The sequence below is a fragment of the Buchnera aphidicola (Anoecia oenotherae) genome, assembly GCF_005080765.1.
Lineage (GTDB): Bacteria > Pseudomonadota > Gammaproteobacteria > Enterobacterales > Enterobacteriaceae > Buchnera_E > Buchnera_E aphidicola_AB.
The window spans coordinates 346031-362710 of the sequence record NZ_CP033012.1; the positions used below are offsets into that span (position 1 = coordinate 346031).

Annotated in this window: 11 protein-coding genes; 2 read left to right on the plus strand and 9 right to left on the minus strand. The window is 22.5% G+C overall.

From position 1 onward, the window contains the following. Positions 1-74: 74 nt before the first annotated feature. The 3 genes from D9V65_RS01430 to D9V65_RS01440 all read right to left on the minus strand — a co-directional run bounded on the left by D9V65_RS01430 (position 75) and on the right by D9V65_RS01440 (position 5712). Complete coding sequence (locus D9V65_RS01430) at positions 75-1031, minus strand: rhodanese-related sulfurtransferase (protein WP_158341817.1); 957 nt, start codon at positions 1029-1031, stop codon at positions 75-77. A gap of 128 nt (positions 1032-1159) precedes the next feature. Next, on the minus strand, positions 1160-4003 hold the full coding sequence (locus D9V65_RS01435) for a valine--tRNA ligase (RefSeq protein ID WP_158341819.1): 2844 nt from the start codon (positions 4001-4003) through the stop codon (positions 1160-1162). Positions 4004-4209: 206 nt separating this feature from the next. After that, entirely contained in the window at positions 4210-5712 is a 1503-nt protein-coding gene (locus tag D9V65_RS01440) for a leucyl aminopeptidase (protein WP_158341821.1), read from the minus strand. Positions 5713-6060: 348 nt separating this feature from the next. On the opposite strand from D9V65_RS01440, the gene argF reads away from it, so the two are divergent. Continuing rightward, the gene (gene argF, locus D9V65_RS01445) at positions 6061-7077 is read left to right on the plus strand and encodes an ornithine carbamoyltransferase (RefSeq protein ID WP_158341823.1); all 1017 of its coding nucleotides are present in this window, start codon (positions 6061-6063) and stop codon (positions 7075-7077) included. A gap of 157 nt (positions 7078-7234) precedes the next feature. Next, the gene (locus tag D9V65_RS01450; RefSeq protein ID WP_158341825.1) at positions 7235-7624 is read left to right on the plus strand and encodes a Rid family detoxifying hydrolase; all 390 of its coding nucleotides are present in this window, start codon (positions 7235-7237) and stop codon (positions 7622-7624) included. An 89-nt stretch (positions 7625-7713) separates the two neighbouring features. On the opposite strand, the gene D9V65_RS01455 is transcribed toward D9V65_RS01450, so the two are convergent. From D9V65_RS01455 to infB, 6 genes are all read right to left on the minus strand, one after another. After that, the gene (locus D9V65_RS01455; RefSeq protein ID WP_158341827.1) at positions 7714-9480 is read right to left on the minus strand and encodes a DEAD/DEAH box helicase; all 1767 of its coding nucleotides are present in this window, start codon (positions 9478-9480) and stop codon (positions 7714-7716) included. A gap of 512 nt (positions 9481-9992) precedes the next feature. Next, positions 9993-12092, minus strand: coding sequence for a polyribonucleotide nucleotidyltransferase (gene pnp, locus D9V65_RS01460; RefSeq protein WP_158341829.1), 2100 nt, complete (start codon positions 12090-12092; stop codon positions 9993-9995). A gap of 173 nt (positions 12093-12265) precedes the next feature. After that, entirely contained in the window at positions 12266-12535 is a 270-nt protein-coding gene (rpsO, locus tag D9V65_RS01465) for a 30S ribosomal protein S15 (protein WP_158341831.1), read from the minus strand. A 108-nt stretch (positions 12536-12643) separates the two neighbouring features. Then, positions 12644-13582 carry a tRNA pseudouridine(55) synthase TruB gene (truB, locus tag D9V65_RS01470; protein WP_158341833.1) on the minus strand — a complete coding sequence of 313 codons (939 nt, stop codon included), beginning with the start codon at positions 13580-13582 and terminating at the stop codon, positions 12644-12646. Between the two features lie 33 nt (positions 13583-13615). After that, the gene (rbfA, locus tag D9V65_RS01475) at positions 13616-13978 is read right to left on the minus strand and encodes a 30S ribosome-binding factor RbfA (RefSeq protein ID WP_158341835.1); all 363 of its coding nucleotides are present in this window, start codon (positions 13976-13978) and stop codon (positions 13616-13618) included. A gap of 119 nt (positions 13979-14097) precedes the next feature. Next, complete coding sequence (infB, locus tag D9V65_RS01480) at positions 14098-16668, minus strand: translation initiation factor IF-2 (protein ID WP_158341837.1); 2571 nt, start codon at positions 16666-16668, stop codon at positions 14098-14100. Positions 16669-16680: the final 12 nt, after the last annotated feature.

A 16680-nucleotide genomic window follows, 5' to 3' on the forward strand; every position in this document is an offset into this window, starting at 1 on the left:
TAAATATTAAAAAAATAATTATTTTAAATAAACTTAATATATATACATATATATATACGCTGTTTTTATTAATTTTACTTAAAGAATTCTTTATTATGATTATTCATACAAATTAAAGAACAATATGATTTTAATTGATTAGCACATAGATCGCATTGAATAAATAATTTATGACAAAAATTATTTATACAGTTTTTGTATTTATCACTAGATTTTTTACAATTATAACAATAAGATAAAACTTGTTGAGTAATTTTTTCTATCATACGATCATCAAATACAAAGTTAGATCCTAAAAAATTAATTTTGCAATTTTTTTTATTTGAATCGTTCACATATCTTATAATTCCTCCTAAAATATGATAAATTTTTTTAAATCCATTAAATAACATCCAAGATGTTGCTATTTCGCAACGAATTCCTCCTGTGCAATACATAACTATATTTTTTTTTTTAAATTTATTTAAAAAAGAGACAGAGTTATTTATTTGTTGTTTAAACGTATCTCCTGGAATTCGTACAGATCCTTTAAAATGACCTACTTTATATTCATAGTTATTTCTAACGTCTACAAATATAGTATTAGGATCGTTTATGCGTTTATTTACTTGCATAAAATTTAAATATATTCCTTTTTTTTGATTGTTAAAATTAGGAATATAAATTCCATCTGATACTAATTTTTTACGTACTTTTATTTTTAACATCCAGAAGGATAAATTTTTGTTATCTATAGCTATATTTAGATATATGTTTTTTAAATTTCTATGTAAATTGTAAATAAAGTGTTTTACTTTAACAAAATTACGATAAGGAACGCTTATTTGTGCATTTACTCCTTCAGTAGATATGTATATTCTTCCAAAAACATTATATTTAAAAAAATATAAATATAATTCATTTCTAACTTGAACTGGATTATTTATGTAAAAATATTTATAAAATGAGATAGTAATTCTATTATGTTGAAGATATGTTGCTTTTTTTTTTAAATCTTTTTTACAAAATGTATTATTTAGTTTAGAATTCATTGTTTACCTTATAACTTTAAATACAAAATTTTACACTTAAAATATTTTATATATATAAACATAGCAATTTACATTGGTTCATCGTTATTTTTTTAAAATGAAATGTACGAATGATTTTTTTACACAATTTAATTTAACAATTCATTTTTCTTATTTTTTAATTTTGATAAATAAATTTTTTCTTTTAATAAAATAGTTTTTGGGGCTTTTTTTAAAAAATCTTTATTAGATAATTTTTTTTTGCTAATTTCAATTTTTAAATTGATTTTATGTAATTTTTTTATTAATAAATTATTTTTATATATAATTTTTTCTTTATATTTTATAGGAATATAAAAAATTATATTGTTTATTATTCTTTGTATATAGTTTGTTTTATTATTTTCATTGTTTAAATTTGTTATACAAGTTAAATTAGATAGTTTGCATAAATATTTAGAATATTTTGTAATTATTTCTTCTCCTATACTATCATTTAATTGAACACATATAGATATTTTTATAAATTTTTTTATATTAAGTTCTAATCGAAGTTTTCTAACAGACGTAATAATTGTTTTTAACCATTTCATTTCTATGAAACATTTTTTATCTACTAATAATGAATTAAATTTTGGGAATGGTTGTAACATAATAGATGTAAATGGCATTTTTTTTGCAATACTAATCTCTTTCCAAATTATTTCTGTAATAAATGGAATAATAGGATGGGATAGTATTAAAAAGTTTTCTAATATATTTAAAGAAGTATATTCTATTTCTAACTTTTTTTTATCATTAAAAAAATTTTTATTTATAAAAAGTTTAGAGCATTCTAAATACCAATCACAAAAATTATTCCATAAAAAATTATATAGAGCTTGAGAAGCTATATCAAATCTAAAGTTATTTAAATTATTTTCATAATCTTTAATTAAATCGTTGAATTTTATATTAATCCATTTATTTAAAATACATCTTGTTTCTATATTTTTTTGATATATATTTAATTTAGATATATTAATTTTGTTTATAACAAAACGACTTGCATTCCATAATTTATTACAAAAATTTCTATATCCTTTTAATTTATTCATATCCCAATTAATAAATCTATTATTAGATGCTATAGAAGAAAAAGTAAATCTTAAAGCATCTGTACCCATAGCTTCAATTCCATATGGAAATTGTTTTTTTGTAAGATTTATGACAGTGTTCAATGTATTAGATTTAATTAAATTACTAGTTCGTTTTTTAATTAAATCTGGTAAATTAATTCCATCAATCATATCTAAAGGATCTATTACATTTCCTTTTGATTTTGACATTTTTAATCCTTGTTCATCTTTAATTAATCCAGTAATATACAATTTTTTAAACGGAACTTGAGGATTTCCATGTTTATCTTTTATAAAGTATAAAGTTAACATGATCATTCTAGCTATCCAGAAAAATATAATGTCAAATCCACTTATTAATACATTGGTAGAATGGAAAGTTTTTAATTCGTCTGTTTTTTTAGGCCAACCTAAAGTTGAAAAAGTCCACAAAGCTGAAGAAAACCAAGTATCTAATACATCTTTTTCTTGCATTAAAACAACAGATTTATCAATCAAATATTTTTTCCTTATATCTTTTTCGTTTTTTCCAACATATATTTTCTTTTCTTTATCGTACCAAATAGGTATACGATGTCCCCACCATAATTGGCGAGATATACACCAGTCTTGAATATTATTCATCCAAGAAAAATACATATTTACATATTGTTTAGGGAATATTTTAATAGAATTATTTTTTACAGCTAAAATAGCTTTTTTTGATAGAGAATTAGTTTTTAAATACCATTGAGTTTTTAACATTGGTTCTATGATAGAACCGCTTCTATCACTATATGCTTCTTTTCCTATTATACTAGTAGTATTTTTTAATAATCCTAATTTTTTTATTTCTAGTATTATTTTTTTTCTTGCTTCAAAAATAGTTAAATGTTGAAATATGATAGGAGTTTTTAAATGTTTCATATTTATTTTTCTTCCGCAATAATCATATGATTTTAATATATTTAAAATAGTTCCAGAAGAAGAAAAAATACTAATAATAGGTAGTTTGTTTTTTACTGCTATAGAATAGTCTATAAAATTATGACCTGGAGTTATTTTTACACATCCACTTCCTTTATTTATCTTAATTGAAGAATCTCCAATTATAGGAATAATGCGATTTATTATTGGAATGATTGCTTTTTTTCCAATAAAATGATTATTTTTAGTATCTAATGGATTAACAGCTATAGCTACATCTCCTAATAATGTTTCAGGACGTGTGGTAGCTATTTCAATAAAATTAGTTGAAGATTCGTCATGTGATTTTTTTTTATAGATAGGATATTTTATATACCAAAACGTTTTATTAATTTCACGGTATTCTATTTCTAAATCTGATATAACTGTTTTTACCGTTGTATCCCAATTTACTAGACGTTTTTTTTTATAAATTAATTTATTGTGGTATAATTTTATAAATGCTTTTTGCACAGCTTTTGAAATTTTAGGATCTAAAGTAAAACGTTCTCTTGTCCAATCTACTGAACAGCCTAATCTTTTTATTTGATTGTTTATAGTTTTTTTTGTTTTTTTTATCCATCCCCATGCAATTTTGGTTAATTTTTCTCTTGTATAATTTTTCGGAAATACACCTTTTTCTTTGATTATTTTTTTTTGAATAATAATTTGAGTAGCAATACCAGCATGATCAGTTCCCGTTTGCCATAGAGTATTTTTTCCTTTCATTCTATTATAACGTACTAGAATATCCATTAAGGTTTGTTGGAAAGCATGTCCCATGTGTAAGTTACCAGTTACATTTGGAGGAGGCATCATAATACAAAAACTTTTTTTATCTTTATTATTATTAGGTTTAAAAAAATTATTTTTTTCCCAAAAAGAATATATTTTTTGTTCAACTAAATTTGGATTGTATTTATTTTTCATAGTAATTTATTTGTAATATTATTATTAAACAATTTTGATATGTAAATTATATTATAATATAAAGTTTATTTATTGAAATTTATAAATTTATAAATTTATAAATTTAAAATTAAAAAATACAAAAAATATAAATTTGTTAAAAATTAATTAAATTATAATATAAAGTTTTATTGTATTCAGAATATAGATACAATAAATTTATATTATTATTGAGATAATTTGCATTTATTTAATAGAAATTGCAATATTAAATTTATAGGACGTCCAGTAGCACTTTTTTCTGTTCCGGAAGTCCATGCTGTTCCTGCAATATCTAGATGAGCCCAACGATATTTTTTTGCAAAATAAGATAAAAAACAAGCTGCAGTTATAGCACCAGCTGTTCCATTTCCAATATTTTTTAAATCTGCAATGTTTGATTTTAATTCTTTGTAGTATTCTTTAAACATAGGAAGCTTCCATATTTTATCATTTGTTTGATTAGAAGCTGTTATCAGTTCTTTAGACAGTAATTTATCTTGGGTCATAAAACCACTAACGTTTTTTCCTAATGCTATTATGCATGCTCCTGTTAATGTAGCAATATCTATTACTATCTCAGGATCATATTTTTCTAGATAAGTAAGTGTATCGCATAACAATAACCGTCCTTCTGCATCTGTATTAATTATTTCTACTGTTTTTCCAGACATGGTTTTTATGATGTCACCTGGACGAAATGAATTTCCATCTGGCATATTTTCACTACCAGCTAACACTCCAATTATATTAATAGGTAAATTTAATTGAGCTATAGATGACATGATTCCATATACTGCTGCTGCTCCGCACATATCGTATTTCATTTCGTCCATTGCGTATGAAGATTTTATGGAAATACCTCCAGAATCAAAAGTAATACCTTTTCCTAGAAAAATAATTGGTTTTTCATTTATAATATGATTTGTAGATTTATATTTTATAATAGAAATATAAGGTTTATTTTTAGATCCTTTTCCGACTGATAAATATGCATTCATTCCTAAATTTTTTATTTTTTTAGCATTTAAAATACTAATATTAATTGTATTTTTATATTTATGTTTTAATTGTTTAGCGCAAGATACTAAATAAGCTGGATTACAAACATTAGGAGGACAATTAGCTAAATTTTTAGCGTAACTTTTTCCTATAGATATTGCTATACTGTGTTTAATGGCTTTTTCACCGATTTCTTGTTCTTTTTTTGAAGTAGAAGAAAAATAAATTTTTTTTAAATTAAAATATTTATTACTTTTTTTATATTTGTTAAAAATGTAAAAAGAATCGTATATAATATCTATAAATGTTCTTATTTTCCAATATAAATTATGTTTTTTAACATTTAAATCTAATAATGAAAAAAAAACAGTTGGTGCAATAATAGTTTTTAATATATTTATACTTTTATTTATAAATTTTATATAATTTTCATAAGTTATAGTATCTTCGTTTCCACATCCAACTAATATTACTTTTTTAAAATTAATATTAGGAATATTATATAAAAAAACTCCATTTCCCGGTTTACTCAATTGTGGTTCTGATTTTATTAAACTAGAAATATATCCTTTGCTTTTTATATCTATTTTTTTTGCAAAATGAGATAGCTTGTTATGTTCAAATACTCCTACAATAATGCATTCTATATTTGGTACATTTAATATTTTATCTTTAATAAAGCACTTCATATCAGTCCCATATATTATTTAATAAAGAAATTATATATTGTTTTTTAAAATTTTTTAATAAAAACGTATTTAGTAGTATAATACATTAAAGATGATTCATACGATGATTATTTATATATGTTTAAAATATTTGTATTAAATTTTGAATATAAATTTATTTATAACAAATTATGGTTTGTTCTTAATAAAAAAAGCATTTATATCATATACATATGATTTTTAATATATAAATATATAAAAATTTTTTTTTTGAAGTGTAGATGTTGGTTTTAATGAATTATGTATAGTATGAAATGTTAAATTTATATATCAAATATGTTTCTTTAAAAAAACTAGAAGATCAATTATATGAATAAAATATACAAAAAAAATTTTTTAAGAATATTAGATTTTAATAAAGCAGAAATAGATGAATTATTACATTTAGCACAAAAATTAAAAGTAGAGAAAAAAAAAAATAATGAAAAAAAATATTTAAAGGGAAAAAATATTGCATTAATTTTTGAAAAAGAATCTACACGTACAAAATGTTCAATAGAAATTGCTGCTTTTGATCAAGGAGCAAATACTACATATTTAGAATCTAAAAATTCACACATAGGATATAAAGAATCAATTAGAGATACAGCTAGAACTTTAACATCAATATATGATGGAATATTTTTCAGAGGAGTAGATCATAATAATATCGATGAATTAGCATTATTTTCTTATATTCCTGTGTGGAATGCATTAACGAAACAGTATCATCCCACTCAAATGTTAGCAGATATGTTAACTATAAAAGAAGACCTTCATGATTTTAAATCATTATCTGATATTAAATTAGCCTATATAGGAGATTCTAACAACAACATTTCAAATAGTTTAATAGAAATATCTACATTATATAAATTTGATTTTCGTATAATATCTCCAAAAAAATATTTAAGAAAAACAATAAAAGAAAATAAATATATAAATAATTTAATAGAAAAGAATAAAAATATTTTGTTTACTGATAATATTGATTTAGGATTAAAAAATGTAGATTACGTATATACGGACGTATGGTTATCTATGGGTGATGATAATAATCAGTGGACAAAGACTATTGATTGTTTATATAAATATCAAGTAAATGAAGAATTATTAACATTAACTAATAATAAAAATGTAAAAGTATTACATTGTCTTCCTGCTTTACACGATAAAAAAACGGTTTTATCTAAAAATATAAATTCTTCGTATAATTTAAACAATGGTATAGAAATTACAAATAGCGTTTTTGAAAAAAATAAAGAAATTATTTTTAGACAATCGGAAAATAAATTGCATACTATTAAATCTTTATTAATACTGAGTTTAAATAAAACGATAAATTAAAATTAAATTAATATATAAATAAAAAAAGTAATAAGTAATTATTTAGAAATAAAGCTTTTTAAATAAAAAGAATATATATATTTATGTAGTTGAAAATTACTTTTTAAAGTTATTATATATATAATTTTTTTTTAAATTCTTATAATAAGGATTATTTATGTTTAAAGTAATACAAACAAATAAAGTAGCAAGTCCATTAGGACCATACGTTCAAGGATCTATATTTAATAATATAATGTTTATATCTGGACAAATTGGATTAAATAAAAAATATAATTTTTTAAATAAAAATATAACTGAAGAAACAATGTTCATTTTAAACAATATAAACCACATTTTACAAGAAGGAGAATTTAAGGTTAATAATATTATTAAAACCACAGTATATGTTACTGATATACATGATTTAAAAAAAATAAATATAGCATATGAAAATTTTTTTTTAAATCATAATTCTAAATTTCCTACAAGATCTTGTGTTCAAGTAGTAAATTTACCATATGGTGCTAATTTAGAAATAGAAGCTATTGCAATGAAAAATTTATAAGTACAAATATAAAAATATTTATGTAATATAATAATATATGCCACGATGTGGCATAAACTATATATTTGAACTTGAAAGAATAAAAGTTGTTAATTTTGTGAAGTTCTACGTCGATTTACTTTTTTTCGTTCAGGAACATATTTTAAAAAAGTTTTTTTATTAAAAAAACGAGCTTTTTCATTATATTTTTTTAACTTATAATTTTTATTATTTGAAATAAGTCTTATATTAATTAATTTATTTAAAATTCGTGTTTTAGAAAAAAAATTTAATGTTTTTGCAGGTAAAGATACAGGTAATTCAATTGTAGAATAAATAGGAAAAAGTCTTACGTTTCCTATATCTTTACTACTTAAATTTCCTTCATTTGCAATTGCGCCTACTATATGTCGTACTTCTACTCCATCGTTTCTTCCAACATCAATTTTGTATATATTCATTAAGATATTTTTATCTTTTCTGAATTTATTTTTCTTAAAATTATTAAATGGTTTTGTGCTATTTTTTGATATTATAAATTTGTTGGTTTTGTATGACGGTTCGGACTTAATAATTAGTGATCTTTTTCCCTGAGCCATTTTAAGTAGAGCTGCAGCTAACTTTTCAATAGCAATATGTTCAAAACATTTTAACTTTTTTAAAATTAATTGATAATCAACTAAATCTTTACTATTTAGCTGTTTTTCTATTTTTAAATTAATTTTTTTCAATCGTTTTTCTGTTAATAATGAGTTATTAGGCAACTTTGTTTCGAAAATTTTTGATTTTGTTATTCTTTCAATATTTCTTAACAGTCTTTTTTCTCTATATTCTACAAAAAGTAAAGCTTTTCCAGTTCTTCCTGCTCTTCCGGTACGTCCTATTCGATGTACATATGATTCTACGTCCATAGGAATATCATAGTTTATTACTAGAGTTAATCGATCTACATCTAAACCTCTAGCTGCTACATCTGTAGCAATTAATATGTCGAGTTTACCAGTTCTTAATTTTTCTAGAGTTTGTTCTCGAAGAGCTTGATTCATATCACCGTTTAATGCTGCACTATTATATCCATGTTTTTCAAGAGATTCGGAAACTTCTAGAGTTGCACTTTTAGTTCTAACAAATATTAGAGCAGATAAAAAATCTTCTACTTCTAAAAATCGAATAAGTCCTTCTGTTTTTCTTATATTAACAATCCAATAGCTTTGTTCTATATCAGGTTTATTAGTAATATTAGATTTTATGCATATTTCTTTTGGATTTTTCATAAATCTTTTAGAAATTTTCCGAATGGCGTCAGGCATAGTTGCAGAAAACAAAGCAGTTTGATGGTTTTTTGGAATTTTTGCCATAATATTTTCTACATCTTCAATGAATCCCATTCTTAACATTTCATCAGCTTCGTCTAGAACTAAACTTTTTAATCTTGATAAATTAAGAGTTCCTCGCTTTAGATGATCTAACAGTCTTCCTGGTGTTCCTACTACTATATGAGGGCCTTTTTTTAAAGATCTTAACTGATTTTCATATTTTTGACCTCCATATAAAGCTAGTATTTGTACTCCTTTAATATATTTTGAAAATACTAAAAATGCTTCTGATACCTGAACTGCTAATTCTCTAGTTGGGGCTAAAACTAAAACTTGAGGAAGTTTTAGAAGTAAATCTAGATTTTGTAATAGTGGTAAAGAAAAAGCAGCAGTTTTCCCGCTTCCAGTTTGAGCCATTCCTAAAACGTCATAGTTTTTTAATAAATAAGGGATGCAAGAAAATTGAATAGGAGAAGGTTTTGTATATCCCATTTCATGTAAAGATTTAGTTAAATTAATGTTTAAACCAAGTTTTAAAAATGATGTTTCGATATGAGTCATGTAATACTTATGCCTCTTTATTTACGGCGGCTAGCTTACATAAATCATCAAAATAAAATTTTTTATTTTTCATTGAATAATGTGAACCAGCTTTAATTAAATAATGCTAACTGACAAAAAATGATATTACTAATATTATTAATTCTAAATTTTTAGTAATAAAATCTGGTTTTTTATAAAAATATATTTCCAATATTAACATATTAAAAATAGTAATAATATATAATAAAATAAATATTTTATTGATTTTATAGTAAATCTTAAATGTAAAATTGTTTTTTTTCTTTAATTCTAAATCTTAATATGAATTTATTAAACAAAAATTTTTCTTATTACTATTAAAGATAATAAATTAAAAATTTAATTTTATTTAAATATTTGATAATTTAAATAAATTACTTTCAGTTAATATTGATAACATATAATTATTTTTTTTTAAAAAACATAGTTTTGTTAACATTTAAACAGAATATATATTGATATATATCAATATATAGATTTTATATATGTTTTTATATATCATTATTTGCAGCTTTAATACTTAGTCGTAATCTACCTTGTTTGTCAAGTTCTAATACTTTGACTTGAACTATTTGATTTAAATGAAGATGATCAGAAACTTTTTCTACATGATTTTTATCTATTTGTGATATATGTACTAACCCTTCTTTTCCTATTCCGATAGATACAAAAGCTCCGAAATCTACGATACGTATAACTTTTCCAGGGTAAATTTTTCCAACTATAATTTCGGCTGTGATTTCTTTAATTCTACGAATAGCATGAATAGCTTTTTCTTGAAAAGCTGAAGATATTTTTATCATCCCGTTATCTTCTATTTCTATAGTTGTACCCGTTTCTTCTGTTAACATTCTAATAATTGAACCTCCTTTTCCAATAACATCTTTTATTTTCTCAGGATTAATTTTAATTGTATAAATTCTAGGAGCATAAATAGATATTTCTTTTTTTGGAATACTTATTGATTCATCCATTTTTTTTAAAATTTTTAATCGAGCTTCTTTTGCCTGATATAATGTTTCTTCAATAATTTTTTGGTTTATTCCATTAATTTTTATATCCATTTGTAATGCTGTTATTCCTATATAATTTCCAGATATTTTAAAATCCATATCTCCAAAAAAATCTTCTTCTCCAATAATGTCTGAAAGTATAATATATTTATTTTTTTCTTTTATAAGTCCCATAGCTATGCCTGCTATTCCTGATTTTATTGGTACACCAGCATTCATTAATGCTAAAGAAGCACCGCATACTGAAGCCATTGAAGATGAACCATCAGATTCAGTAATTTCAGAAACAACTCTAATAGTATATGGAAATTTGTTTATTTTAGGCATTACGGAGAGTAAACTTCGTTTAGCTAGTTTTCCATGTCCAATTTCTCTTCTTTTTGGAGATCCTATTACTCCTATTTCTCCAACTGAATAAGGAGGGAAATTATAATGAAATAAGAAATTATCGGTCCGATCTCCAATTAATTCGTCTATATTTTGTGCATCACGAGATGTTCCTAAAGTAATAGATACTAAAGCTTGAGTATTTCCTCTAGTAAATAAAGCTGATCCGTGAACCCTTGGTAACAATCCAGTTTTAATACTTATTTTTCGAATAGATTTTTTTGATCTTCCATCAGTTCTTACTTTTTCTTTTAAAATTTTTTTTCGAATAGTTTTTTTTAAAATATCTACATATATATTTTCAATAATTACATCTTCAAATATTAATTCTTTATTTTTTAAAATTTTTAATAAATTACATTTTAATGTATTTAGTTTTTCTATTTTTTCATTTTTTTTTGATTTAAAAAAAATATTTTTAATCGGTATTTCTATTATTTTTTTTATTGTCGAATATAAAACTTGATCATATTCATATAACGAATGAGTTTTATAATTTTTAATTATTTTATGTTTTTTTACAAAAATTAAAATATTTTTAATTAATGTTTTTTGTTTTTCAAATCCAAATTTAATAGCGTTTAGAATTTTTTTTTCAGATAGCATATTTGATTTAGATTCAATCATAACTACAGATTCATTAGTTGCAGAAATAATTAAATCTAGTTCGCTTGATTTTATTGCTGTAGTTGAAGGATTTAGTACATATTCATTATTAACAAGTCCTATTCTTGCAATTCCGATAGGTCCTTGAAAAGGAATATTAGATAGAGTAAGAGCAGTAGAAGTTCCAATTATAGCTACTAAATCAGGATTTACTTCTGGATTTAGAGATAAAACTGTGGCAATTATTTGAATTTCATTAGAAAAACCTTTATTAAATAAAGGACGAATTGGTCTATCAATTAAACGGGCGATTAATATTTCATTTTCACTTGGTCTCCCTTCTCTTCTAAAAAAACCTCCTGGTATACGACCTGCAGCATATGTTCTTTCTTGATAGTTTACTGATAAAGGAATAAAATTTTTATCTGTTGGTGTAGAGGATTCTTTTTCTACTATAGTAACTAATACAACAGTATCATCCATATTTATTAAAACAGAAGAAGTAGCTTGTCGAGCAATTAATCCTGTTTCTAAACTAATAATATGTTGTCCATATTGAAACTTATGGAAAATTGGATTTAGCAAAACTGGTATCCTTAATATTGAGTAACATTGAATATATATTTTAATTTAAATTATAAAAACATATGTTGTATTATATAATTCATTATAAACATATAAATAATTTTATTAAAATTAAAAAAGGGCTATTTTGAGCCCTTTTAAAGGAGTATTTAATTTAAAAACGTTCATGTTGTTTAGTGACGCAGAGATAATTTATTAATTATTAGATGATATTGATCTAAATAGTTTATCTTTAAATATTTAAGTAATTTTCTACGATAAGATATAATTTTTATTAGACCTCTTCTTCCAGAATGGTCTTTTTTATGTAAAGAAAAATGATTTTGTAGTTGATTTATTCTTTCTGTTAATAAAGCTACTTGAACTGTTGAACGTCCACTATCTTTTTCATTTTTTCCAAATTTTATGATAATTTGTTTTTTTTTTTTAGATGTTATTGACATATATAAAATTTCCATACTTAATAATTAAATTCACATTTAACTAAAATATTCAATATAAAAAAAAATAATTTTAAATTAAATATTTTTAATTTTATTAAATTTATAAAATTAGAATATTATTCTTTTTGGAAACAGAACAGTTTTATTTTTTATAAATCCAATACCTATTAACGTTTTTTTTTTTTTTGATTTTACTCTTATTATTCCATTGACAAGATTATTTTTTTTCAAAAGAACATTATTTCCATTCTTGAACAAAATTTCTTCTTCGTAATTCAAAATAATTTCATTTAGATGGGATAAAACAGTATCTATTGAAATTAGGAATTGATCTATTTTTTTATAAAATACAGAAGGAGAAACAAAATTTTTAAAATTATTTTTCAATGTTTGTATTGAATTAAAATTTATTAAATCAGACTCTGTATAATGTGCTATTTTTAATCTTCTCAAAAAGATTATATGAGCTCCACATTTTAACTTTTCTCCTATATCGTGAATTAAAGAACGGATATAAGTTCCTTTAGAACAACTTATTTTTAATTCTATAAGATTATTTTTATAATTTATATATTGAATATTACTAATATGTATTAATCTTTTTTTTCTATTTATAACAATATTTTTTCGTGCGTAAAAATATAATGGTTTACCATTATATTTTATAGCTGAATACATTGGTGGAATCTGGTAAGTATATCCAGTAAACTGATCTAAAACTTTTTTTATTTTTTGATCATTTACGTTGATTTTTCTTATTAATAATACTTTTCCTTCAGAATCAAATGTTGATGTGCTTTGACCTAGTTTAAAAATTACATGATAAGTTTTATTTGAATTTAGTAAATATTGTGCAATTTTTGTAGCTTCTCCAAAACAAATAGGTAACATTCCTGAAGCGATTGGATCTAAAGATCCAGTATGACCAGCTTTTTTAGCACAAAAAATTTTTTTTACTTTTTGTAAAATATTATTTGATGAATATCCACATGGTTTATCTAAAAGTAATATTCCGTTTACAGCTCGATATATTATTAAAGTAGACATTAAATACCTTATGAATATTTTTAATGAATTATATTAATTATTTTTTATTTGATTTATTATATTACTAATGTAATTACCCGTTGAAAAAGAAGTATCGTGTTTAAAGTTCAATATTGGAGTAATTCTTAATTGTATTTTTTTTGATAACAGTGATCTAATATATCCTGCACAATTTTGAACTATTTTAATAGTTTTATTACAAATATCTTTGTTATTTTCTGTCATAAATCCAATATATATATTGGCATTAGATAAATCTTTTGATAGTTTTATATCTAAAACAGTTAACATAGATTTAATGATTCGTGGATCGTTAATTTTTTTTAAAAAAATATAAGAAATTTCTTTTTTTAGGACTTCTGAAATACGTATTGAACGGTAATATTTTTCATTCATAATTTTATTAAATTACAGTTATATAACTATTTTTATTTAAATATATAAATAATAATTTATTGTCATAAATTATATGATATGTTTTGTATGATATAAATATATTTAAAAAAATCAAAGATTTACAGATTTTTTTCTGTTAATTTAAATACTTCTATTATATCATTAACACGAATATCGTTATAGTTTTTTACACCAATTCCACATTCTACTCCATTTCTTACCTCAGCAACATCATCTTTAAATCTTCTAAGCGATTCTAATTCTCCTGTATATATCACTTTACTATCTCTTAATATATGTATAGAACAATGTCTTTTTATTGTTCCGCTTGTAACCATGCATCCTGCAATTATGCCAAATTTTGGAGATTTAAAGATGTTTCTTACAGTAGCTAATCCAATAATTTTTTGAACTTTTTTTGGTATTAATAGTTCATTGACGGAAATTTTTATAGCATCTAGTAAATCATAAATAACAGAATAATACCTGATATCTACTTTTTCTAATTGAATTAATTTTTTAGATGAGGAATTTGCTCTAACATTAAATCCTATAATAATAGATTTAGAAGCTATAGCTAAAGATACATCTGTTTCTGTTATTCCGCCTATTCCGGATCCTATAATTTTTATTTTTGTAGTTTCAGTAGAAACTTTTTGTAATGCAGTTTTAATTGCTTCCAAAGAACCTTGTGTATCTGATTTTAAAACTATATTTAATTCTAAATTAGTTTTTTTATTTAAATTATTAAAGATAGTATCTAATGTTAACATTTTTTCTTTAGATAGTTTGTACTCATGTATTCTTTTTTGTCTATATACAGCAATTTCTCTAGCTTGTTTCTCATTTTCAACAATATTGATTTTGTCTCCAGATATAGGTATATCGGATAAACCAAATATTTGAACTGGAATAGAAGGTTTAGCATGTTTGACTAATCGACCTACTTCGTTTTTTATAACTTTTATTTTCCCATAAGTACAACCACACAACACAATATCTCCTTTTTTTAACATTCCTTCTTTTATTAAAATAGTAGCTACTGGACCTAATCCTTTATCTAAAAAAGATTCTAAAACTATTCCTTCAGTTAATCCGGAGGATGACACTTTTAGTTCTAACATTTCAGCTTGAAGTAGAATAGAATCTAATAAATTTGGTATACCTTCTCCTGTTTTAGAAGAGATTTTAACAAACATGGTTTCTCCACCCCATTTTTCTGAAACAATGTTATATTTTATTAGTTCTTTTTGTATTTTTTTTGGATTAGAATCAGATTTGTCAATTTTATTTATAGCTATAATAATAGGTGATTTTGCTGCCTTTGCATGTTGAATAGCTTCTATTGTTTGAGGTTTTACTCCATCATCAGCAGCAACTATTAAAACCACTATATCTGTTACGTTAGCACCTCTAGCTCGCATAGCTGTAAATGCTGCATGTCCAGGAGTATCTAGGAAAGTTATAGTATTTGTTTTATTAACTTTTACATTATAGGCTCCAATACGTTGAGTAATTCCTCCCGCTTCTTTATCAACAGTATTAATTTTTCTTATACTATCTAAAAGAGTTGTTTTACCATGATCTACATGTCCCATAATTGTTACTATAGGAGGTCTGATTATTAATTTTTGATTTTTGAAATTTTTTTTATTTAATAATGATTCTTCTAAATAGTTTGTGTTTTTTATTATTACTTTATGTCCCATTTCTTCAGCAATTAATTGAGCTGTATCTTGATCAATTATTTCATTATTTTTAAATGAAATACCTAATTCCTTTGCTGTTTGTATTACTTTGTTTTTTTTTGTTGCCATTTTATTAGATAATTCATGTATGGTAATTTTCTCTCTTATTATAATATTTTTCTTGATAATTTTTAATGGTTTTTTAAAACCATGTAACGGTATTAAATGTTCTTTTTCATCTTTATTTTTAGAAAAGAATTGAGTATTCTTTTTATTTTCATTTTTATTTTCTATATTATTTAGATTTTTTTTGTTTTTTTTAGATGTAAATAACTTTTTTTTTATTTTAGTACTATTTTTAGTAATGTTGTTTTCATCTAGATTAATATTAAATTTATTGATATTTAATAAAGATTTTGAATTATTATTTTTTTCTATTTTATTTTTTTTTATTTTATTAATTTTATCGTCAATGTTTTTTTTTCTTGTTATAATGCTAGATTTATTAATCTTAAAGTTTTTTTTTGAACATTTTTGTAGTTTTTTTAAATCTTTTTCATCAGAAATAAAAATGTTTTCAGTTTTTTTAGTATTGTTTTTTTTATTATTTATTATTTTCTTAGAAATGATTATATCATTTTGATTTTTTTTAGAATCTAAAATAATTCTTTTTTTAAAAGATTTTTTTTCATTTTTTGTAATATTATTAGTGTTTTTTTCATCAAAAACGTTTTGCTTTCTTCTAAATTCTATGTTTACAGATTTTATTTTACCATTATTGTTAGAAATATTTAATATACTATGAACTTTTCTTTTCAATGTAAAAGTGTTTTTTTGATTCACTAGTTCGTTTTTAATAAATTTTAAAAAAATTATTTTTTCTTCATAATCGATATGATCTTTATTATTTTTAACAATTCCTATTTTTTTAAAAATTTGAATTATACGATCTATTGATAAATTGACTTCTTGTGAAAATGTATTTAAAGTAATTTTATTCATATTTTCTCTTAT

What these genes read in the sequence shown, in the direction of transcription:
- rpsO (WP_158341831.1), bottom strand. Translation starts at nt 12,535, where the DNA reads ATGTCAATAACATCTAAAAAAAAAAAACAAATTATCATAAAATTTGGA.
- D9V65_RS01435 (WP_158341819.1), bottom strand. Translation starts at nt 4,003, where the DNA reads ATGAAAAATAAATACAATCCAAATTTAGTTGAACAAAAAATATATTCT.
- D9V65_RS01455 (WP_158341827.1), bottom strand. Translation starts at nt 9,480, where the DNA reads ATGACTCATATCGAAACATCATTTTTAAAACTTGGTTTAAACATTAAT.
- D9V65_RS01430 (WP_158341817.1), bottom strand. Translation starts at nt 1,031, where the DNA reads ATGAATTCTAAACTAAATAATACATTTTGTAAAAAAGATTTAAAAAAA.
- D9V65_RS01440 (WP_158341821.1), bottom strand. Translation starts at nt 5,712, where the DNA reads ATGAAGTGCTTTATTAAAGATAAAATATTAAATGTACCAAATATAGAA.
- D9V65_RS01450 (WP_158341825.1), top strand. Translation starts at nt 7,235, where the DNA reads ATGTTTAAAGTAATACAAACAAATAAAGTAGCAAGTCCATTAGGACCA.
- rbfA (WP_158341835.1), bottom strand. Translation starts at nt 13,978, where the DNA reads ATGAATGAAAAATATTACCGTTCAATACGTATTTCAGAAGTCCTAAAA.
- argF (WP_158341823.1), top strand. Translation starts at nt 6,061, where the DNA reads ATGAATAAAATATACAAAAAAAATTTTTTAAGAATATTAGATTTTAAT.
- truB (WP_158341833.1), bottom strand. Translation starts at nt 13,582, where the DNA reads ATGTCTACTTTAATAATATATCGAGCTGTAAACGGAATATTACTTTTA.
- infB (WP_158341837.1), bottom strand. Translation starts at nt 16,668, where the DNA reads ATGAATAAAATTACTTTAAATACATTTTCACAAGAAGTCAATTTATCA.